This is a genomic window from Hymenobacter sp. IS2118, assembly GCF_000715495.1.
In the GTDB taxonomy this organism is placed as follows: Bacteria; Bacteroidota; Bacteroidia; order Cytophagales; family Hymenobacteraceae; genus Hymenobacter.
Map to the genome: position 1 here is coordinate 1 of NZ_JNLX01000127.1, position 20617 is coordinate 20617.

Sequence of the window (20617 nt, forward strand, 5' to 3'; positions counted from 1 at the left end):
TTTTTTGCCATCTACTATATTTTGGTTACGGGGATGCAGTGGAAGGCCTTGCCGCGGTGCTTGGGGGCAACCTCCACGGTCCATGACCGGTTCCAGCAGTGGGCCCAGGCTGGCGTTTTTAAGCGGCTTTGGACCAGCGGCTTGGTGCAGTTACAGGCCGAAGGCCGCCTGGATTGGGACTGGCAGTGTCTGGATGCCTGCCAGACCAAGGCCCCGCTTGGCGGCGAGGCCGTCGGCCCCAACCCGACGGACCGGGGCAAGGGCGGCGTCAAACGCCACGTGCTGACCGAGGCTCAGGGCTTGCCCGTCGGCGTGGCCGTGACCGGAGCCAACGTCCACGAAGTGACGCAAGTACAGGCCGTACTCGATTCGATGCCCGTGCTGCCCCCACCGGCCGAAGGCGATTTCGCCCCCGGTTTCTGCGCCGACAAGGGCTACGACGCCGAGGCCATTCGGCGCCTACTGGCCCAGTGGGGCTACCGGGTGCACATCCTGAGCCGGGGAGAGGAAGCCGACAAATGCCGCACCCCCGGCTACCGCGCCCGTCGCTGGGTCGTCGAGCGCACCCACGCCTGGTTCCACCGTTTCCGCCGCCTGCTCATCCGCTGGGAAAAGAAAGTCGCCAACTACGAAGCCCTCCTCCACCTGGCTTGCGCAAACACCGTCTGGCGACACTCCCTCCTATTTTTCGGATAGGCTCTAAGTCTCCATCCAGGCGGAAGCTCGGGTATGTTTTCTACGAGCGTGAGGTGAGAGGACTTTGATGCCCGATAGAACGGGAGGGCCAAAGCTTAACACCAATGCTGCTACCCAACCAGTTTCAGCACCAGCGCCACCCGGCTGGGTACGTACAGGCTCAGCTGGTGCTCAAAGGTCTCGTACTCAAACGCCTCGTCCGGGCGGTTGAAGCCGCCGAAACGGCTGTTGTCGGAGGAGAGCAGCACGTGGTACGCGCCTTCGGTCGTTACCCAGAAGCGGTAGTCGGTGAAGCTTTCTTTGACGTTCAGGTTCACGACGAATACCAGGCCGCCGCGCTCGTACGCCAGCACCTTGTTTTCCTCATCGTGCTTGAGCAGGGTGGCGGGGCCAGCGGCCAGCAGGTGCTGCTCGCGCGCCAGCTGCACCAGGGCTTTGTCGAAGGCGCCCATTTGGTGGAATTTCAGGTCGGAGTTGTCGCCCAGGCTCCATTGGCGGCGGGCAAACTGGTAGCTCCAGTCGTTGCCTTCGCGCGGGAAGTCCACCCATTCGGGGTGGCCAAATTCGTTGCCGATGAAGGTGAGGTAGGCCTCGCCGCCCACCGAGAGCGTGAGCAGCCGGATGAGCTTGTGCAGCGCCAGGGCCCGCGCCGCACCGGAATCGGGGTCGGCGGCCTGCATGTGGGCGTAAATACCGGCATCGAACAGCCAGTGAGCCAGCGTTTTGTCGCCCACCAACGCCTGGTCGTGGCTCTCCGCGTAGGCCACGGTTTTTTCGCCCAAGCGGCGATTGCTGAGCGTGTGCCACAACTCGCCGAGGGGCCAGTTTTCGTCGGGTGTGTGCTTGAGGAGCTTTATCCAGAAATCGGGAATGCCCATGGCCAACCGATAGTCGAAGCCCACGCCGCCTTCCTTGATGGGGCGGCACAGACCGGGCAGGCCGCTCATGTCCTCGGCCACCAGCAGGCTGCCTTTTTTGAATTGGTGAGCCAGCGTGGTGGCCAGCTGCAGGTACAAAATGGCGTCCTCATCGGCGCCGGGGCCGAAATAATCATCGTAGCCCACGAAGTTTACGCCCTCGCCGTGGTGGTGGTAAAGCATGCTCGTCACACCATCGAAGCGGAAGCCGTCGAAATGAAATTCTTCGAGCCAGAAGCGGAGGTTGCTGAGGAGCAGGCGCTGTACTTCGTCGCGGCCGTAGTCGAAAAGTTTGCTGTCCCAGCCGGGGTGGTTGCCGCGCTCCCCTTTGTGAAAGTAGAGGTTGCCGGAGCCGTCGAAATCGGCCAGCCCCTCGGCCTCGTTTTTCACGGCGTGCGAGTGCACGATGTCGAGCAGCACGGCAATGCCGAGGCGGTGCGCTTCGTTGATGAGAAACTTCAGGTCCTCGGGCGTGCCGAAACGCGAGCTGGCGGCAAACAAATTAGCCACATGGTAGCCAAAAGAGCCGTAGTACGGGTGCTCCTGCACGGCCATTAGCTGCACCACGTTGTAGCCGCCGGCCGCGATGCGGGGCAGCACGCTCTCGGCAAATTCGCGGTAGGTGCCCACCCGGCCTTCCTCGGTAGCCATGCCCACATGGGCCTCGTAAATGAGCAGCTCGGGCACGGCGGCCGCAACTTTAAACTTCTGGTCGGTCCAGGCAAATTCGGTTTCGGGGCGCCAGATTTGGCCGGCGAAATCCTTGGTTTCTTCGTCCTGCACGGCGCGGCGCAGCGTCGCGGGCAGCCGGTCTTTGCCTTGGCCATTGGCCACCACGTGCACCTTGTAGCGGCTGCCGTGGGCGAGGCGCTGGCCGTATTCAGCATCGGGCAAAAACACCTCCCACACGCCAAAATCCAACCGTTGCAGCGGGTTGGCCTGCCGGTCCCAGCCGTTGAAGTCGCCAATCAGAAACAGGGCTTCGGCGCCGGGCGCCCACTCCCGGTACACGTAGCCGCCGCGGGCCGCGTCGTGGTTCAGGCCCAGCTGCTGGTGCGCGGTAGCGTACTGGGCCAGCGAGCCGTGATGCTGCTCAATCTCCTCGATTCGGGCTTGCAGCCGCACCTGACGCTGGCGCAGCACGGGCTCGTAGGGCGCCAGCCAGGCGTCGTTTTTCACCAGGGCCAGCGGGGCCGGGCGGCGGGTTTTGGGCGCGGTGGAAGCGGCAGGTTTGGTCTTGGCCATGATGCAGAAGGTTTAGGCCAAAAGTAAGGCGCTGAAGCCACCGGTTTAGCATGACCGGCCATTGGACCGCAATTTCTTATGTATCAGGTTCTGTTTGCAGCCCAATGGTAGCAAACCAAGGAAACATGGCGTTATTTTGTCCCATGATGAAAACCCGTTATCTGGCCCTGCCACTGGCCCTGGTGTTTGCCTGCTCGGCCGAGCGGCCGGTCACGTCCACCTCGCGGGCTTTTGAGGGCTCGTTGGCCACACCAGTACCCACCGCCGCCGCGCCCCGGCTGGCCAACTACGCCATGGTGGTTTCGGCTCATCCCGAAGCATCCAAAATTGGCACCCTGGTGCTGCAGCGCGGCGGCAATGCCTACGATGCGGCCGTGGCCGTGCAGTTTGCCCTGGCCGTGGTGCTGCCGGCGGCCGGCAACATCGGCGGTGGTGGCTTCCTGCTCTACCGCGACCGCAACGGCTCGGCCGGCAGCCTCGATTTCCGCGAAACCGCCCCGGCCAGCGCCACCCGCGATATGTACCTCAACCAGCAGGGCAGCGTGGTAGCGGGCTTGAGCGCCGCCGGCCCGCTGGCCGTGGGCACGCCCGGCACCGTGGCCGGCATGACCACGCTGCACAAGCAGCTCTGCAAGCTCTCGTGGCCCTCGCTGGTGCAGCCGGCCGTGGCCCTGGCCACCCAGGGCTTTCCCCTCACCGCTAAAGAAGCGGCGGGCCTGAACCGCGGCCGGGCCGACTTCCTGAAGTATAACCCCGGCAGCACCCCAGCCTACCTGCGCGCCGGTGGCGGCGAGTGGCAGGCTGGTGACACCCTTCGCCTGCCCGAGCTGGCCCGCACCCTGGCCCGCGTGCGCGACCAGGGCCGCGCCGGCTTCTACCGCGGCGAAACCGCCCGCCTGCTCCTGGCCGAAATGAAGCGCAGCGGCGGCCTCATCAGCCAGAAGGACCTGGACGGCTACCAGGCCAAATGGCGCGAGCCCCTGCGCGGCCACTACCGCGACTACGACGTGATAACCATGCCGCCACCCAGCAGCGGCGGCGTGGCCCTGCTGCAGATGCTGCAAATGCTGGAGCCCCTCGACCTGGCCCAGGCCGGCTACCACACGCCCCTGGCCGTCCATCTCGTGACCGAGGCCGAGCGCCGGGTGTACGCTGACCGCGCCACCTACCTCGGCGACCCCGACTTTGGCACCGTGCCCGTGCAAAAGCTGCTCGATACCGACTACAACCGCCAGCGCGCCGCTACCCGACGCACGCGCGGCCGGGCAACGCCCAGCAGCGAATTGGCCGCCGGCAAGGGCCTGCCCGCCTACGAAAGCGCCGAAACCACGCACTACAGCATCGTCGATGCTTTCGGCAACGCCGTGAGCTGCACCACTACGCTCAATGGGGGGTACGGCAGCAAAGTGGTGGTGCCGGGCGCGGGCTTTCTGCTTAATAATGAGATGGATGATTTTAGCGCCAAGCCCGGCATGCCCAATGCCTATGGGCTGCTGGGCGGTACGGCCAACGCCATTGCCCCTGGCAAGCGCATGCTCAGCAGCATGACGCCCACCATCCTCACCCGCAACGGCAAGCTGGCGCTGGTAGTGGGCTCGCCCGGCGGCAGCACTATTATTACCAGCGTGCTGCAAACGATTTTGGGCGTGGTCGATTACGGCTTCAACGCCCAACAGGCCGTAACGGCGCCCCGCCTGCACCATCAGTGGCAGCCCGACGTGCTCGACGTGGAATCCGGCGCCCTGCTTCCCGCTGCCCAGGATTCCCTGCGCGCCCGCGGCTACTCCATCAACCCACGCCTGCCCTGGGGCCGCCTCGACATCATCTACGTGCGGCCGGACGGTAAGCTGGAAGGCGGCGCCGACCCCCGCGGCGACGACAAGGCCGTGGGGTATTAGGCTGGCCGTTAGGAGGAGTTTTACAACAGGGCGGCTCCGGTGGGGCCGCTCTTTTTTTTATGTAGTTAGCTGACTGTTTTATGGACAGGAAATACCTCGGCCAGACCACCGGCCCAAGACCCGGTAAGCCCGTAGCGGCACCCACCGAGGTCGACGCTGCCCTGCTAGTTCGCGGGAATTATAAGCACATCGCTTCTTGAATATAGCTGATTTACATTAATTTTATTTCACCTTTGTGTTATCATTTGCCAGCATCAAATATGTTATGCTTGCATCACTAAATTAAGACCCTACTTTTGCGGCCGGATTTGGAAAGCCTCGTTTCTGAAAATAAAAATAAACGCCGTTCTCATGAAATTAAACCACTACTTACTTCTGCTGCTGGGCTGGATTTTGCTGGTCAACAGCCACTCCGCCGCCGCCCAGGGCGTGACCACAGCCGCCATGAAGGGCGTAATTCTGGATGGCGAAGGCCAGCCGCTGCCCGGCGCTACGGTGCTGGCCACCCACTTGCCCACCGGCACGCGCTACGGCACGGCCACCCGCGAAAACGGACAGTTCGACCTGCTGAACATGCGGGTGGGCGGGCCTTATGAAGTAACGGTTTCGTTTGTGGGTTATGCCACTTACGCGCAGGGCGGCATTCAGCTGGCGCTGGGCAAAACCTACGAGGTGAACACGAAGCTGGCCGAAGAGGGCCGCGCCCTGGACGAAGTGGTAGTGCGCGGCAACCGCGACGGCATCATCAACAAAGACCGCACCGGCGCTTCGACCAGCATCAACAACGCGGCCATCCGCACGCTGCCCAGCATCAGCCGCTCGCAGGAAGACTTCACGCGCCTCACGCCGCAGAGCAGCGGCCTGAGCTTTGGGGGCCGCAACACGCTCTACAACAACTTCTCGCTCGACGGCTCCATCTTCAACAACTCGTTTGGCCTCGACGCGCCTACGCCCGGCGGCCAAACCAACTCGCAGCCGGTGTCCATCGACGCCATCGAGCAGCTGGAGGTGAGCCTGGCGCCGTTCGACGTGCGGCAGGGCGGCTTCACGGGGGCCGGCGTGAACGCCGTGACCAAGAGCGGTACCAACGCTTTCCGGGGCACGGCCTACACGTATTTCCGCAACGAAAGCTTCATTGGCGAGAAGGTGGCCGATGTGACCGTGCGCAACCCCGACCTCAAGTTCAACCAAACCGGGTTTTCGCTGGGCGGCCCCATTCTGAAAAACAAGCTGTTCTTTTTCACCAACGCCGAAATCACGCGGCGCGACGACCCCGGCCTGACGTTCCGGCCCGCCAGCAGCGCCGCCGAAGCCCAGGCCGCCCTCGACGGCCGGGCCGACGGCGTGAGCCGGGTGCTCGAAAGCGACTTGCTCGCCATTCAGGAGCGGCTGCGCACCGTGTACGGCTACGACCCTGGCAGCTTCCGCGACTTTACCTACCGCACGTCGAGCGACAAGTTTCTGGCCAAGCTGGACTGGAACATTAACGATAAGAACACGTTTTCGCTGCGCTACAACTACCTCAACAGCTTCCGCGAGCAGGGGCCGCACCCGATTGCCATCGCGCCCTCGTCGCGGGTGCAGGGCGTAAACACGCTGCAATATTCCAATTCGGGCTACACCATCAACAACAACCTGAACTCGGTGGTGGGCGAGCTGAACTCGCGCTTCGGCGAGAAATTCAGCAACAAGGCCCAGCTGAGCTTCTCGGCATTCCGCGACTTCCGCGAGCTGCCCCAGGGCGCCAAGCTGTTTCCCCAGATTGACATCACCCGCAACGGCACGACCTACGTGAGCGTGGGCACGGAGCAGTTTTCGGCCAACAACGTGCTGGACCAGAACATTACCCAGTTTACCGACAACCTGAGCTACTTTGCCGGAGCGCACGTGCTAACGGTGGGCCTCACCTACGAGCGGTTCAACTTCTTCAACTCCTTCAACCTGCAGCGCTACGGCTACCCCTTCTTCGGCGGCCTCGACGTGAACCGCTTCTTCCAGGTGACGGACCGCAACAACCCCGACTTCGTGGATTTGAACGCCATTGCCACCGCCGGCGGCCAGCGCCCGGTGAAGGGCGTGGACGTGGACGTGGCCCAGGTGGGTTTCTACGGCCAGGACGAGTGGAACGTGACGCCCGACTTCAAGCTGACGCTGGGCCTGCGCGCCGACCTGCCCATCTACAACACCGACGTGCCGCAGAACCCGCAGATTCTGAACGCGCCCCTGCTCGATGGCAGCGGCCAGCCGGCGCGGGTGGACGTGACGGTGTTTCCGAAAGCCACGCCGCTGTTTTCGCCGCGCCTGGGCTTCAACTACGCCCTCAACCAAGCCACCTACACCACGCAGGTACGCGGCGGCACGGGCATTTTCACGGGCCGCATTCCGTTCGTGTGGATTTCGAACCAAGCCTCGAACGCGCAGTTCGACAACTTCTACACCTTCCAGATTAACGGCACGGCCCGCGACTTTAAGTTTCCGCAGGTGTGGCGTTCCAACCTGGCTGTGGACCAGCAGCTGCCCGGCGGCGTAGTGGCCACGCTGGAAGCCATTTACTCGAAGGACCGCAACGCGGCCATTCACCGCAACTACAACCTGGTGACGCCCACCGAGCGCCTCGCCGGCTTCGATAACCGCCTGATTTACCCGGCTGCCGGCCCGCGCATCACGCCCGGTTTCAATGGCCCCAACGGCCAGTTCAGCTTTCTCGACGCGGGCGTCATCGTGCTCGAAAACACCAACAAAGGCTACCAGTTCAGCCTCACCGGCCAGCTGAAAAAGGACTTCGCCAACGGCCTGTACCTGAACGCGGCCTACACCTACTCGCAGGCCAAGGACGTAACCTCGAACCCCGGCGAGATTGCCGCCGACGCCTTCCAGCGCAACCCCGTAGTGGGCAACGCCAACAGCCCACAGCTGGCCTTCAGCGACTTTGGCTTGCAGCACCGCATCATTGGGGCGGCCGGCAAGCGCTTCGCTTACGCCGATAACAAGCTGGCCACCACACTGAGCTTTTTCTTTGAAGCTGCTCAGGGCAACCGCTTTTCCTACACCTACGCCGGCGACCTGAACCGCGACGGCATTGCCGGCAACGACCTGCTGAAGGTTCCCACCTCGCGCGACCAGATTAACCTGGTCGACATCATGTCGACCGGCCCCAACCCGGTAGTGCTCGTTTCGGCCGACCAGCAGTACCAGCAGCTCGAAGCCTACATCCGGCAGGACGACTACCTGAACTCGCGCCGCGGCAACTACACCGAGCGCAACGGAGCCATCAGCCCCTGGTACACCCAACTCGACGCCAAGCTGCTACAGGACTTCACCGTTACGGCCGGTGAGCGCAAGCACAGCCTGCAGCTAAGCCTTGACGTGCAGAACCTGGGCAACCTGCTCAGCTCCGATTGGGGCGTGCGGCGCGTATTTGCCAACAACCGCTTCATCGAAACCGCCTACCTGCCCAGCGCGCCCAACACGCCGGTTTACCAGTTCCGCGGCGGCAACCAGACCTTTATCAACAACACCGACCTGAACAGCCGCTGGCGCGCCCAGCTTGGCCTGCGCTACATTTTCGACTAACCGCAAGGCCTCGATAATTTGCATAAAAACGCCCACCGCGACGCGCAGTGGGCGTTTTTTTATGCCCGAACTGAATAATACCTAACCATAACTCACGTCGATAGAGGACGATAATCCGGTGGGCGGCTTAGATGAACAGCATGATATCGGAGCCGGGCCCGCCGGGGCGGACGGAAGCGGCCAGCCGCCGCATCCACTTATTCAATAACTTTTTCATAACGAATAGGGGTTGGATATTTCTTTTGACAAAGGTCCGCCGCGCCGGTTACCCCGATGTTTCAGTTCGGTCATGCCTTTGTTAAGTTAGCGGGCCCGGCAGAAATCCAACCCAAAATCCACGCCAATGCCCTTTCCCTTTCAGGACCTTTCCTATTTGCGGCACGGCTCGGCCGGGCAGCGCCGTGCCTACCGCGTGCTGCGGGCGCTGGGGCTGCCCGAGGTGTTGCGGTCGTATTCGCCGCTACTGGTGGGCACATTTCCGCTGAACCTGCAACAGCCCGGCAGCGACCTGGACCTGGTGTGCGAGGTGCACGACTTCGCCCCGTTTGAGGCTTTGCTGGCGGCCCACTACGGGCCGCAGGTGGGGTTTTCGCAGCGCCGCACCGTGCGCCAAGGGCTCACGAGCAGCTTCACGGCGTTTTCGACCTTGAGCATGCCGGTAGAAATATTTGGCCAGGCGTTGCCGAGCGAGCGGCAACACGGTTACCGGCACCTGTGCATCGAGCACCGGCTGCTGCAAGTGGGCGGGGCCGCGTTGCGGGCCGAAATACGGGCGTTGCGGGCCGCGGGCCTGAAAACCGAGCCCGCCTTCGCCGCCGCTCTGGGCTGGACCAGCCCCGACCCCTACACCGAATTGCTGGCCCTGGAAAAGTACGCCGAAGAAGAACTGCACGACCTGCTGCGTCAGCGCCATGCTTAAACTCGCACCTACGCAAACGGCCGGCTGCGTTTCCGCAGCCGGCCGTTTTATAATCTCCAACGCAAAGGAGTATCACTTGGTAGCTGAGTAGCTATTTTGACTAGGCGCGGGGCGCGTTGGCCAGGTGGCGCAGGTTGCCGGCGGCGGCCGTCATCTTCTGGCTGATTTCGCGGGCCTTATCGCCGTTGCCGCTGAAGTTGTGCACCGACAGGGCCGACTGGGCCGTCATCTCGCCAAGGTTCTGAAAGGCCTCCGCCATGCCGGCGGCGTTGTTGTTGTCGATGAAGCCGCGCAGGGCCTGCAGCTCCTGCACGATGGGGCGCAGGGCGGGCTCGTTGATGGAGTTCAGGTGCTGAATCCAATTATCAATCTGGCCGTAGCCGGCGGCGGGGTCGTTCTGAAAACCGCTGCCGATGGCGGCAAAAATGGCTTGAACGCTGGATTCTATCTCGGAAATAAAGCTCATGGGAGGAATGGAGGGAGTTGAAAATTCGGCCCATCCGTGCCGCAACCCCGGCAGGCGGGGCCGCTAAGCCTGGGCTTGCAGCCGCGAAGGTACGCAGGCGCACAGGCAAAATGCCAATTTTACCCCCGGCAACCGCGCCGCCCGTTGACAAAACGCGCCCCCGGTTCCGGCACCAAACCAGCCAAAAAAGCCGCTTCGCTGACGGGCAGCAAAGCGGCTTTCTCTGTTTTCAGGGTAACCGGGGCAACTAGCCGCGCAGCTGACCACCGGCGGCGGTCAGCGTCTGGCCCAGCTCACGCAGCTTCTCCTGCGAATCGGCCGTGGCCGACTCGGCTGCCTTGGTGGTGTGCTCGCCCAGCGTGCTCAGGCTGGTGGCCAGCGCACCGGTGTCGGAAGCACCGCTGCTCAGGGCGTCGTGCAGGTTCTGCAGCTCGGCGCTGATGCCCGAGAGCTGGGGTACAGCCGACAGGGTCTTAATCCAACCGGCGATGTTGTCGCCGGCAACGCCAGCAGCAGCTGCCAAACCACCCTTGAGGGCGTTGAGGGTGTCGTCGAGTTGGCTGGTTGGTGATTGGGTATCTGACATGTTATTGGGGTTAGAAAGGTGTGTGTACGGCTTATCAACCCGTCCCCGGCCCGCTTGTTAACACTCAAACGTACAATATTTTGGCCTTTCCAAAAAGCAAAAGTTTGACATAACTTTTCTGGCTGCGATGGGTTTTACAGCGCGCCGCCTGCTGGCTACTTTTTCTTCCCAGCGGCTTTTTTCGCTGGCGCGGCGCTGGCCTTGCCAGTCGTCATCGGGAAGCCCCGCTCCTTCATCAGCGCGTCAATTTTCGGGTCGCGGCCGCGGAAGTTGCGGTAGGCCTGGGCCGGGTCCACGGTGTTGCCGATGGAGAAGATGTTCTTGGTCAGGCGCTGGCCCACGGCCTTGTCGTAAGGGCCACCGGCCTCGGTGAAGGCCCCGTAGGCATCGGCCGCCAGCACCACCGACCACAGGTAGCTGTAGTAGCCGGCCGAGTAGCCATCGGACGAAAAGACGTGCGAGAACTGCGGCGTGCGGTGGCGCATCACAATTTCGCGGGGCATGCCCAGCTCGGCCAAAGTTTCGCGCTCAAACTTGTCGGCATCAATTTTCTGGCTGCCGGCCAGGTGCAGCTTCATATCGATGAGGGCGCTGGCCAGGAATTCGGTGGTTTCGAAGCCCTGGTTGAAGGTGGCCGCCTTCTCAATGCGGTCTACCAATGCCTGCGGAATGGGCTTGCCGGTTTGGTAATGCACCGCGAAGCGCTGGAGGACCTGCGGCGTAGGCAGCCAGTTTTCGAGCACCTGCGAGGGAAATTCCACGTAGTCGCGCACCACGCTGGTGCCCGCCAGCGAGGGGTACGTCACGTTCGACGACAGGCCGTGCAGGGCATGGCCGAATTCGTGAAACAGCGTGGTGGCGTCGGTCCAGGAAATGAGCGTGGGCTCGCCGTCCTTGCCTTTCACGAAGTTGGAGTTGTTAGAAACGATGGTTGTCACGGGCTGGCCATCCAGGCGCTGCTGGTTGCGGTAGGCATTCATCCAGGCGCCGGAGCGCTTGCCGGGCCGGGCGTAGGGGTCGAAATACCACAGGCCCACGTGCTGGCCGGTGGTTTTGTCCTTCACCTCCCACACCTTCACGTCGGGGTGGTACACGGGCACATTGGCCACGGGGCTAAAGGTGAAGTTGAACAGCTCGCCGGCTACCCAAAACATGCCTTCGCGCATTTTATCGAGCTGCAGGTACTGCTTCACCTCGTTCTGGTCGAGGTCGTAGCGGGCTTTGCGCACCTTTTCGGCGTAGTAGCGGTAGTCCCAGGGCTCAATTTTGAAGGTGGTGCCAGCGCCTTCCTTCCGGGCCAGGGCCTGCATGTCAGCTACCTCTTCCTTGGCACGAGCCACGGCGGGCGTCCACACCTGCTCCATCAGCTGCATGGCTGCTTCCGGGGTTTTGGCCATCGTGTTGTCGAGGCGCCAGTGGGCGTGGGTTTGGTAGCCCAGCAGCTTGGCGCGCTCGGCCCGCAGCTGGAGTATTTCGCTGATAATGGCGTTGTTGTCGTGCGCGCCGCCGTTGTCGCCGCGGTTGTAGAACATGCGCCAGGCCTTTTCGCGCAGCTGGCGCTGGTCGGAATAGGTCAGGAACGGCTCAATGCTGGAGCGGGTGTTGGTGATGGCACCGGCGCCGGTCAGCTTGCGGGCGGTGGCCGCGGCAGCGGCATCGGCTTGCAGCGAAGTGGGCAGACCGGCCAGGTCGGCGGGCGTTTTCAGCACCAGCACGGAGTCCGTTTCATCGGCCAGCACGTTCTGGCTGAACTTGGTGAACAGGCCCGCCAGCTGCTGGTTGATGGCCGAAAGGCGTGCTTTGGCGGGGGCGTCGAGCTTGGCGCCGGCCCGCACCAGGTTGTTGTAGTACACCCACGAAAGGCGCTGTTGCTCGGGCGTGAGCTTGCTTTTTTCGGGCGAATCATACACCGCCGCCACGCGCCGAAACAGGGCCTCGTTCTGATTAATCTGGTCAGAGAAAGCCGCCATGCGGGGCGCCATCTCGCGCTGAATGGCCTGTACTTCCGGGCTGCTCAGCGTTCCCGACCAAATGCCGTACACGGTTTGCACCTCGTCGAGCCGCTGGCCGGCTTGCTCCAGGGCGGCAATGGTATTTTCGAAGGTAGCGGCCTGCTTATTAGTGGCAATGGCATCGATTTCGCGCAGGTTCTCGGCCATCGCCGCCTCCAGCGCCGGCTTGAAATGCTCGACTTTCACCTTATCAAAAGCCGGCACCCCGCCGTAGGGGCCTGCCCAGTCCGCCAGCAGCGGGTTGGCAGCGGCGGCAGCGGAAACGGGAGCGGATTGGGCGAGGCTGGAAGTGGGCAGCATGGGGCTAATGAAGGTGAGCGCGAGGCAAGTGCCGGCAATCAGGGTTTTAGGATTGGGGAAAGGACGCTGATTCATAGGCGATGGTTTAGTTGTCAGTTTTAGTTGCTGGTTGTTAGTGACGTTATAGAATGGGCTGGCGCGGCCAGCCGGGCGGCCGCTACTCTTCCCCTGGGTGCAGGGCCTGCACATCGGGGTGGTTGTAGTTCACCACAATCACCGAAAACGGGTGCGGCTCGCCCTCGCGCTTCTCGATGCGGATGGCGCCGGCATCGCGCAGCTTGTTGAGCTGGTCGCGGCGCTCATAGTCGGGCAATTCGGGCAGCTCATCGGCCAGCAGGCGCATAAACGGGCCCAGCCACAGCTCGCGCACCCGGCGCTGCTGCTTGGCCTCCAGCTTCTGAAACTCGCGGAGCATGAAGGCCAGCGTGCGAACCGAACTGCTCGTACCCAACGGCTGAATGGACGCAAATTCCGACACGTCGTCGGGCAGGCGGGCAGGCAACGGACGGGGCAAAACCGGGGCGCTCGGGCGCACGGCTTCGGGAACTGGCCCAGGCACGGTGGGTTTGGGGCGGTCCGCATCGGCAAGCTCGACAGGCGGGGCGGCGGAATCGCGCAAACGGCGGGCGTCGTCGGCCCGGCGCAGGCGGTCGGCGCGGCGCGTTTCCAGCTGCGTCACGCTCTCGGGCGCCAGCAGGTCGCGGGCATTAAGGAAGTTTTCGGCCCCGATGTTCTGGAGCAAATCGCCGGAAACGGACTCGCGGAAGCCCGCCACCAGTACCTGCCGGGCCTGGCGGCGCAGGTGTTGCAGCAGCGGAATGTAGTCGCGGTCGCCGGCCACGAGCACGAACGTGCCGATGTCGGGCCGGGTGTACATCACCTCCAGCGCGTCGATGCAGAGCTGCATGTCGGCGGCGTTTTTGTGGTCGGTACCCAACACGTTGCGCGTGCTCACGCCCATGAGGTAAAGGGCACCCTGGGGTGCGGTAGCCAGGCGCTCAAAGTCGGCGTAAGCGTAGCTGATGAGCGAATCCAGGCCCTTGGCCTGCAGCTGCGCCCGAAGTGTACGCACGATGTCGAGCACGTAGTCGTTGATTTCGGGCGGGTCCTGAAAGTGGTTTTTCAGGAAGTAATAAATATTCTCAAAATCGATGAAAATGGCGGCGTAAGAGGACGTGGTTGGTTTTGGCGTCATATTGCTAAGGTAAGGCGGCCGGACCGGAGCCTGGCCACCGGAAGGCTTCCAAGCGGCGGCGAACCTGCTGCTGCTTGGAAGCCTCTCGGTGGCCCGGAATCTGGGCTGCGTAATAATCGGTAAAGTGCGCCTGCTGCTCCTGAGTGGGGCCGTCAACCGCACCAAATGCTATGTTGCCGCGCAGGCACTCACTTACTGAGGTTTGCACCTGAGGCACTCAAGGTCAGTCACTTACTTCGGTTTGGCTACCGAATCTACCACGGCGCCTTGGGGCATGGCAAACCGGCTGGCGGCGGGTTGGGCGCGGCTGAGGCGCACGTTGCTGAATTCGGCCGTGTACCTCAGGGCGCCAATTTTGTCGTCGGCAAATTGGTGTCCTTCCATCTTCTGCGGCAGCAGCAGCCCGTTCACTTCCTGCCAATCGGTATAGAGCAGGGCGTTGTAGGTGGCCGCTTTGCCCGGTTCGAAGTACGTAACCGTGTAAAGCAGTAGCTCCAGGCGGTGGGTGGTGGGGTTGAAGTGGGCGATGTACTCGTCGCCCGAAGAGTCGCCGCGGCCATTCTCGTAGCCTACTTTCAGCGCGCGGTAGGCTTTGCCCGCCACGGTGCGGGTGCCCAGGTCCTCGTACATCGTACCGTCGTCGGCCAGCACAAACGGGATGGCGAAGAAGTAGAAAAACAGGTTGTGGTAGAAGCGGGCGGGCATTTCGCCAAAGGCCGCCTTCGACGGGCTCACCCAAACCCGTTGGCCGTCCATGCCCACTTGGTAGTTTGCCGCCTCGATGCGCACCTGCCGGTTGCGCAGGTCGATGAGGTGTTTTTCATTACGCGGCGTTCCCAACGTAGTTTTCAGCTGAAACTCCAGGGCCGCGAACTGCTGCCAGGCGGCCAGGCCTCCGTGGGCCGCCAGGGCTTGCTTCAACACTACGGGCAGCTCGCGGGGCGGGGTAGCGGTTTTGGCCGGCGCGGCAGCGGTGGCCTGGGACTGCTGCTCGGGGTTGGAGGAGCAGGCCGTTGCCAACGCAAGGAGACTGAGGCAAAGTACTTTCTTCATGGCATTCATAAGGAAAAGGTATTGAGAAGCAGCAATAAGGCCAACGAAGGACGCAGGCCATTGCAGCGTTCCTGGCTGATGGGAAATGCTACCGCCGGTATAGTTCGCTGGCGCGGGAGCACGGGGCCGAACGACAGTAGCTTGGTTGCCTCTGCGGCTGACGCGGGCCAGCCCCAAACCTTACGGGCGCGCATCATACTGCCTGCATTGCCCGGCCTTACGCAACGGCTAGTGCGCGGCCAGGTTTCGGATTGGCTGCAGGTTGGTTTAAGGGAGCTAAAGGAGTTGACGCGAAACGAGCAGGCCGGCAGGCGCGCCAGCCGGCCTGCTCGTTTCGCAACGGGCAGTAACTTGCCGCCGCCCGGTTTCCGCTGCAGCTGCTGCGCATCAGTTCAATGGCCGGGTGCCCTCCCTTTATGCAGCCTTTCGATACCGCCCGCCTGCACTTCCGGCCTTTTACCGATGCCGATGCGGCCGGCATGCTGGCCCTCGATTCTGACCCGGCGGTGCGCCGCTACCTGGGCGGCATGGGCGGGCCGCTGGCCACCGACCTAACCCAGAGCCAGTCGGTTATTCGCTTTATTCGGGCCCAGTACGCGGCCAACGGCATCGGGCGCTGGGCGGTGCTGCTACGCGAAACGGGGGAGTTTATGGGCTGGGCCGGCCTGAAGCTGGTGGCTGGCCCCATTAACAATCAGCAGCAGTTCTACGACCTTGCCTACCGGTTGCGGCCGCCATTCTGGCGACAGGTCTACGGCTACGAGGCCGCGCAAGCCTGGCTCCGCCACGGGTTCGAAACGCTGGGCCTGGCGCGTATTTGCGCCTACGCCGACGTGGAAAACACGGGTTCGCGCCGCATCCTGGAGAAAGTAGGCTTGCAGGCCGGCAATGAATTTGAAGAGGGCGGCACGCGCTGCGTGTGGTACGAGGCCCGCAGCCCGTGCCTGCTGTAGCCTGCCCGCTACCGCGCCAGCACGTCAAATGCCACCTGAAAATCGTTGCGTATGGCGTAGCTGCCCAGGTTTTGGAAGAAGGCCGTGGAGTTGTAGTTGATGCCGAATTGGGTACGGTCGAGGGTGGCGGTGCCGCGCAGGCGCAGGCCGCCGGGCACGGTCACCACTGCCACCGGAAACGCCACGGGCCGGGTCACGCCCTTGATGGTGAGCGTGCCCGCGGCCTGCCCGGCTTTAAATTCGGTCAGCTCAAACACGGCGGTGGGAAATTTACCGGTGTCAAAGAAGTCGGCATTGCGCAGGTGCTCGGCCAGTGGCGCCTGCTCGTGGTTCAGGGTGGCCATTTCCACCACCACGCGGGCGGCCCGCACGGTCCGGCCCTCGGCCAAAACCTGGCCCTCGCGAAGGCGGATGGTACCCTGGGGCGCCCAGGTGCCGGCTTCGGCATGGCCCGTCCAGGTGAGGGTGCTGGCGGCGGGGTCGAGGCGGTAGGTGGTGGCGGCGGGCCGGGCGGCGAGCAGGGCCAGGAAGGGAAGCAGGGTGATGAGTAGCTTTTTCATGACAATGGGGGTAAAAACGTGGCGGTGAGGTGACTATTTGGAGGTCGGCGGGTCGGCTTCGGTTTCAATCAGGCCGTAGCCTTTGTAGAGGCGGCCCTGGGCGTCTCGGGCGATGATGAACCACAGGGCATCGCCGCCATACAGGCTTTTGGAGCTGGCGGCGTAGCGGTAGTTGCGCTTGAAGGTGTAGGTGATGCCCTTTTTTAGCCGGCCGCCGGGGCAGCCGAACAGCTCGGCGAATTCGGCGGGCGAGTGGCGCAGGTTGGGCTGCCAGCCGGCGGCGCTGTACCAGATGTAGCTGCCGCAAACCACAATTTCCAGGTCGGCATCTTCAGCCCGCACGGCGGTGCTGTGCTTCCACACGTAGCCACCGGGCACGGCGGGGTTGGGTTCGGGGTAGACGACGCCGGGCGAGTGCCAGAGCGTGAGGCCCACGGGCAGGCGGCGCAGCTCGTCGGGAAGCACGCGGGTGCGGTCGGTCCAGGCCCTAGTCGGCAGGGCTTCGGCCGGGGTGGTTTGGGCTTGGCTCGGGGTCGAGTGGAGGGCCAGCGCGAGTAGCGCCAGCAGCAGAAAACGGGTCATGAAGAGGGGCGGTTGAAGTACGACCCAAAGGTGGCCTTCTCCCCTACCCCCAAGCGCCCCACTACCGGATGTGGGACGTGCCAGAACCGGATATGGGGCCTATCGAGCTGCACACGCGCCGTTTTGTGTTGCAGAAACTGCGGTTCGTATAGGCCCCGGCGCCGACCTGGCCCGGACCTTTGTACCGCATCAAAAAACTCATTACAAACCAATTACCACTATGAGCACCCTCAAAAAAGTAGCATTAGGCAGCCAGGGCCTGGAAGTACCCGTGGAAGGACTGGGCTGCATGGGCATGACCAGCGGCGTAAACGGCATGAGCGTGTACGGGGAGGCCGACGAGGCCGAAAGCCTGGCCACCTTGCACCGGGCCCTGGAGCTGGGCGTCACGATGCTCGACACCGCCGACCTCTACGGCCCCATGCACAACGAACGGCTGGTGGGCAAAGCCCTGGCCGGCCGGCGCGACCAGTACATCGTGGCCACCAAATTCGGCTTTGAAGTGGGCGACGACGAGCAGTGGACCGGCGGCTACAACGGCCGCCCGGAGTACGTGCGCAAGTCCGTAGAACGCTCCCTGCGCAACCTGGGCACCGACTACATCGACCTCTACTACCTGCACCGCGTGGACCCCGCCACGCCCGTCGAAGACTCCGTAGGGGCCATGAGCCGGCTGGTGGAAGAAGGCAAAGTGCGCTACCTGGGCCTGAGTGAAGTCTCGGCCGACGTGCTGCGGCGCGCCCACCAGGTGCACCCCATCACCGCCCTCGAAACCGAGTATTCCCTCTTCGACCGCAAGGTGGAGGAAGAAGGTATCCTGGAAGCCACGCGGGAGCTGGGCATTGGCTTTGTGGCCTACTCGCCGCTGGGCCGGGGCTTTTTGTCGGGCGACATCAAAACCCCCGATGACTTCGAAGCCAACGACTCGCGCCGCTTCTTTCCCCGCTACCAGGGCGAGAACTTCTACCGAAACATTGCGCTGGTGGAACAACTTAAAGTGCTGGCCACGGCCAAAGGCGTGACGCCCGCCCAACTGGCCCTGGCCTGGGTGCTGGCGCAGAATGTGGTGGTCATTCCCGGCACCAAGCGCCGCAAGTACCTGGAAGCCAACGTAGCCGCCGCCAGCATCGTCCTCACCCCCACCGAGCTGGCTGCGCTCGACGCCATTATGCCGGTGGGCAGCGCGGCCGGCGCGGCGTATCCGGCTGGTTTTTAGGGCGTAAAACCCAAGCGTCAACCTCACCCCCTAGCCCCCTCTCCTGCGGAGAGGGGGGACTAGTTCTAAAAATTTGATTACTAGACACTAAGACTAAATACTAGTCCCCCCTCTCCTGGGGAGAGGGGGTTAGGGGGTGAGGTCCACGCCTGGGCACGCCTGCACAACTAAATTTCATCATCGAATCCAGCGCAGTATCTGCCGCGCCACTTTTGCCTCTGTTCATGAAAAATAGCGCCAAGGATTTTCAGGTGTTGGCCACCGTTGCGGATTTCACGCGGCATTTTGGCTTTCCCCCGCCGGCGCACCCGCTGCTGACGCTGATTGACTTGTCAAAAATCAGCCACATTCAGCAAACGACGGGGCCGGCGCTGCGGCAATTATACATTGTTTCGCTGAAGAAAAACCTGAAGGGCCGGCTGGAATACGGCCACCGCCCCTACGATTTCAGTGAGGGCGTGCTGGCGTTTTACGCCCCCGGCCAGCTGTGCGAAGGCAGCCCGGAAATGGACATTTCGGAGCTGAGTGGCTGGATGCTGGTCTTCCACCCCGACCTACTGCACAAGTACCCGCTTGGTAAGAAAATGGCCGGCTACAACTTTTTTTCCTACCAGGTACACGAGGCGCTGCACCTATCGGGCCAGGAAGAAAGCCAGCTCGAAGGGCTCATCGAAGGTCTGCGCCGAGAGCACGAGCAGCCCATCGACGCCTTCAGCCAGGAGGTGCTGGTGTCGCAGCTCGAAGTGCTGATGAATTACGCCAACCGCTTCTACCACCGCCAGTTCCTGACGCGGCGGCCGGCCGAGCACGACCTGCTGAGCCACTTTGAGGAACTGCTCACCGCCTACTTCGCCCAGGCCGAAAGCCAGCCGCTGCCCACCGTACAGCACTTCGCCGACGCCCTGCACGTTTCGCCCGCCTACCTCAGCGACATGCTGCGCTCCCTCACGGGCCAAAACACCCAGCAGCACATCCACCAGCACTTGTTGGAGCGAGCCAAACAGCTGCTGCTCACCACCAACCTTTCCATCAACGAAACCGCGTTCCGGCTGGGCTTCGAGTACCCGCAGTATTTCACGCGGCTTTTCAAAAGCAAAACGGGCCTTACGCCGGCTGCCTTTCGGGTAGCGGCCAACTAGATTTGGCGGTTTCAAGTACCACAGCTGTATCCTGAAACGTCATGCTGAGCGCAGCCGAAGCATCTCTACCGCACAACTAATCAATTTTAGTATTGCGGTAGAGAGGCTTCGGCAAGCTCAGCATGACGTTCTGAATGAAATACCCTGGCTTCCTGGGCCTCCTGTTTGAGAATGGAACCTGCTTGGTGCCGCTTTACCCTTGGGTGCCGGGCCAGCCTTGCACGGTATGGCCGCCAAAAATGCCCCGATTCACCGCCGGCGAGGCGATGCCGTAGGGAAACACCACTTCCAGGGCGCTGGCCTCGTTCAGCACCCGCATTTGCTCGGGGCTGAGGCGGACGTCGAGCGCGGCCAGGTTATCGTGCAGCTGCGCTAGCTTGCTGGCCCCGATGATGGGCGCCGCCACGCCGGGCTGCGCCACCGCCCAAGCCAGCGCCACCTGCGCCAGCGGCCGGTCGAGCTGCCCGGCCACGGTCCGTAGTGCTTCGAGCACCTGCCAGTTGCGGTCCGTAAATTTCTGGTTGCCGAACGGGTTGGGGCCGCTCAAACGGCCCTCGCCAGTGGCTCCGGCTCCGTCCCGCTCGTATTTGCCGGCTAGAAAGCCGGCCGCCAACGGGCTCCAGGGCACAATGCCGAGGCCGCAGGCGCGGGCGGCGGGCACGTGCTCCCGCTCGATGCTGCGCTCGACCAACGAGTATTCGACCTGCATGGCGATGGGGCCGGGCACGGCGTGCGCCGCGGCCAGGGTGGCGGCCTGCGTAGCGTACCAGGCCGGCATGTCGGACACCCCGAAGTAGCGGATTTTACCCGCCCGCACTAAGTCGCCGAGGGTTTGCAGCACTTCTTCCACGGGCGTCACCATGTCCCAGGCGTGCAGCCAGTAGAAGTCGATGTAGTCGGTCTGGAGGCGGCGCAGCGAGCCTTCCAGCGCCCGGTGGATGTTTTTGCGGCCGTTGCCGCCCGCGTTGGGGTTACCGGGCTGGGCGTTGAAGGTGAACTTGGTGGCCAGCACCAGTTGGTCGCGCAGGCGGCGGGCGGCCACGTAGTCGCCCAGCAGGGTTTCGCTGCGCCCGCCCGCGTACACGTCGGCGGTGTCAATAAAATTACCCCCGGCGTCCACGTAATCGTGGAAAATAGCCTCGGACACGTCATCGGCTGAACCCCAGCGCGGGGTCCCGAACGTCATGGTGCCCAGGGCAAGCGGGCTGACTACCAAGCCGGAGCGGCCCAAGGTGCGGAAGGCGGTGAGACTCATAGTCGCAGGTAAATGAAGTGCTTGAATACGCTGCAAAGGTCTGCGGCCGGCC

The 20617-nt window shown here is 63.1% G+C and carries 16 protein-coding genes; 7 read left to right on the forward strand and 9 right to left on the reverse strand.

The window, feature by feature from the left end; all coding sequences use genetic code 11:
* The coding region (locus GM79_RS10800; protein WP_035561153.1) for an IS5 family transposase at nucleotides 1-696 on the forward strand (696 nt) is incomplete at its 5' end.
* Between the two features lie 110 nt (nucleotides 697-806).
* Here GM79_RS10800 and GM79_RS10805 read toward each other — a convergent pair.
* Nucleotides 807-2858, reverse strand: a complete 2052-nt coding sequence (locus GM79_RS10805) for an alpha amylase C-terminal domain-containing protein (protein ID WP_051718773.1) — start codon at nucleotides 2856-2858, stop codon at nucleotides 807-809.
* Between the two features lie 143 nt (nucleotides 2859-3001).
* Here GM79_RS10805 and ggt point away from each other — a divergent pair, with 143 nt between their 5' ends.
* From ggt to GM79_RS10820, 3 genes are all read left to right on the forward strand, one after another.
* On the forward strand, nucleotides 3002-4756 hold the full coding sequence (ggt, locus tag GM79_RS10810) for a gamma-glutamyltransferase (protein WP_235184041.1): 1755 nt from the start codon (nucleotides 3002-3004) through the stop codon (nucleotides 4754-4756).
* 351 nt (nucleotides 4757-5107) lie between these two features.
* Complete coding sequence (locus tag GM79_RS10815) at nucleotides 5108-8329, forward strand: carboxypeptidase regulatory-like domain-containing protein (RefSeq protein WP_035563545.1); 3222 nt, start codon at nucleotides 5108-5110, stop codon at nucleotides 8327-8329.
* 343 nt (nucleotides 8330-8672) lie between these two features.
* Entirely contained in the window at nucleotides 8673-9248 is a 576-nt protein-coding gene (locus GM79_RS10820; protein ID WP_035563548.1) for a DUF4269 domain-containing protein, read from the forward strand.
* 100 nt (nucleotides 9249-9348) lie between these two features.
* Here the strand turns inward: GM79_RS10820 and GM79_RS10825 are convergent, their stop codons facing one another.
* The 5 genes from GM79_RS10825 to GM79_RS10845 form a co-directional block, all read right to left on the reverse strand.
* Nucleotides 9349-9714: a hypothetical protein gene (locus GM79_RS10825; protein ID WP_035563551.1), complete on the reverse strand. Its 366-nt coding sequence runs from the start codon at nucleotides 9712-9714 to the stop codon at nucleotides 9349-9351.
* A gap of 247 nt (nucleotides 9715-9961) precedes the next feature.
* Nucleotides 9962-10300 carry a hypothetical protein gene (locus GM79_RS10830; RefSeq protein ID WP_035563554.1) on the reverse strand — a complete coding sequence of 113 codons (339 nt, stop codon included), beginning with the start codon at nucleotides 10298-10300 and terminating at the stop codon, nucleotides 9962-9964.
* A 155-nt stretch (nucleotides 10301-10455) separates the two neighbouring features.
* Nucleotides 10456-12687 (reverse strand): M3 family metallopeptidase, encoded by a 2232-nt coding sequence (locus tag GM79_RS10835; RefSeq protein WP_081867689.1) that lies wholly within the window; start codon nucleotides 12685-12687, stop codon nucleotides 10456-10458.
* A gap of 82 nt (nucleotides 12688-12769) precedes the next feature.
* Entirely contained in the window at nucleotides 12770-13807 is a 1038-nt protein-coding gene (locus GM79_RS10840; RefSeq protein ID WP_035563557.1) for an NYN domain-containing protein, read from the reverse strand.
* 231 nt (nucleotides 13808-14038) lie between these two features.
* Nucleotides 14039-14860: a DUF6503 family protein gene (locus tag GM79_RS10845; RefSeq protein WP_152559947.1), complete on the reverse strand. Its 822-nt coding sequence runs from the start codon at nucleotides 14858-14860 to the stop codon at nucleotides 14039-14041.
* 416 nt (nucleotides 14861-15276) lie between these two features.
* Between GM79_RS10845 and GM79_RS10850 the strand changes: the two genes are divergently transcribed.
* On the forward strand, nucleotides 15277-15813 hold the full coding sequence (locus tag GM79_RS10850) for a GNAT family N-acetyltransferase (protein WP_035563560.1): 537 nt from the start codon (nucleotides 15277-15279) through the stop codon (nucleotides 15811-15813).
* Between the two features lie 8 nt (nucleotides 15814-15821).
* On the opposite strand, the gene GM79_RS22990 is transcribed toward GM79_RS10850, so the two are convergent.
* Complete coding sequence (locus tag GM79_RS22990; protein WP_051718775.1) at nucleotides 15822-16373, reverse strand: YceI family protein; 552 nt, start codon at nucleotides 16371-16373, stop codon at nucleotides 15822-15824.
* 33 nt (nucleotides 16374-16406) lie between these two features.
* On the reverse strand, nucleotides 16407-16955 hold the full coding sequence (locus tag GM79_RS10860) for a hypothetical protein (protein WP_035563563.1): 549 nt from the start codon (nucleotides 16953-16955) through the stop codon (nucleotides 16407-16409).
* Nucleotides 16956-17175: 220 nt separating this feature from the next.
* On the opposite strand from GM79_RS10860, the gene GM79_RS10865 reads away from it, so the two are divergent.
* Complete coding sequence (locus GM79_RS10865) at nucleotides 17176-18171, forward strand: aldo/keto reductase (protein WP_035563566.1); 996 nt, start codon at nucleotides 17176-17178, stop codon at nucleotides 18169-18171.
* A gap of 224 nt (nucleotides 18172-18395) precedes the next feature.
* The gene (locus GM79_RS10870) at nucleotides 18396-19310 is read left to right on the forward strand and encodes a helix-turn-helix domain-containing protein (protein ID WP_035563569.1); all 915 of its coding nucleotides are present in this window, start codon (nucleotides 18396-18398) and stop codon (nucleotides 19308-19310) included.
* Between the two features lie 193 nt (nucleotides 19311-19503).
* Here GM79_RS10870 and GM79_RS10875 read toward each other — a convergent pair whose 3' ends face one another.
* The gene (locus GM79_RS10875) at nucleotides 19504-20565 is read right to left on the reverse strand and encodes an aldo/keto reductase (protein WP_035563572.1); all 1062 of its coding nucleotides are present in this window, start codon (nucleotides 20563-20565) and stop codon (nucleotides 19504-19506) included.
* Nucleotides 20566-20617 lie beyond the last annotated feature (52 nt).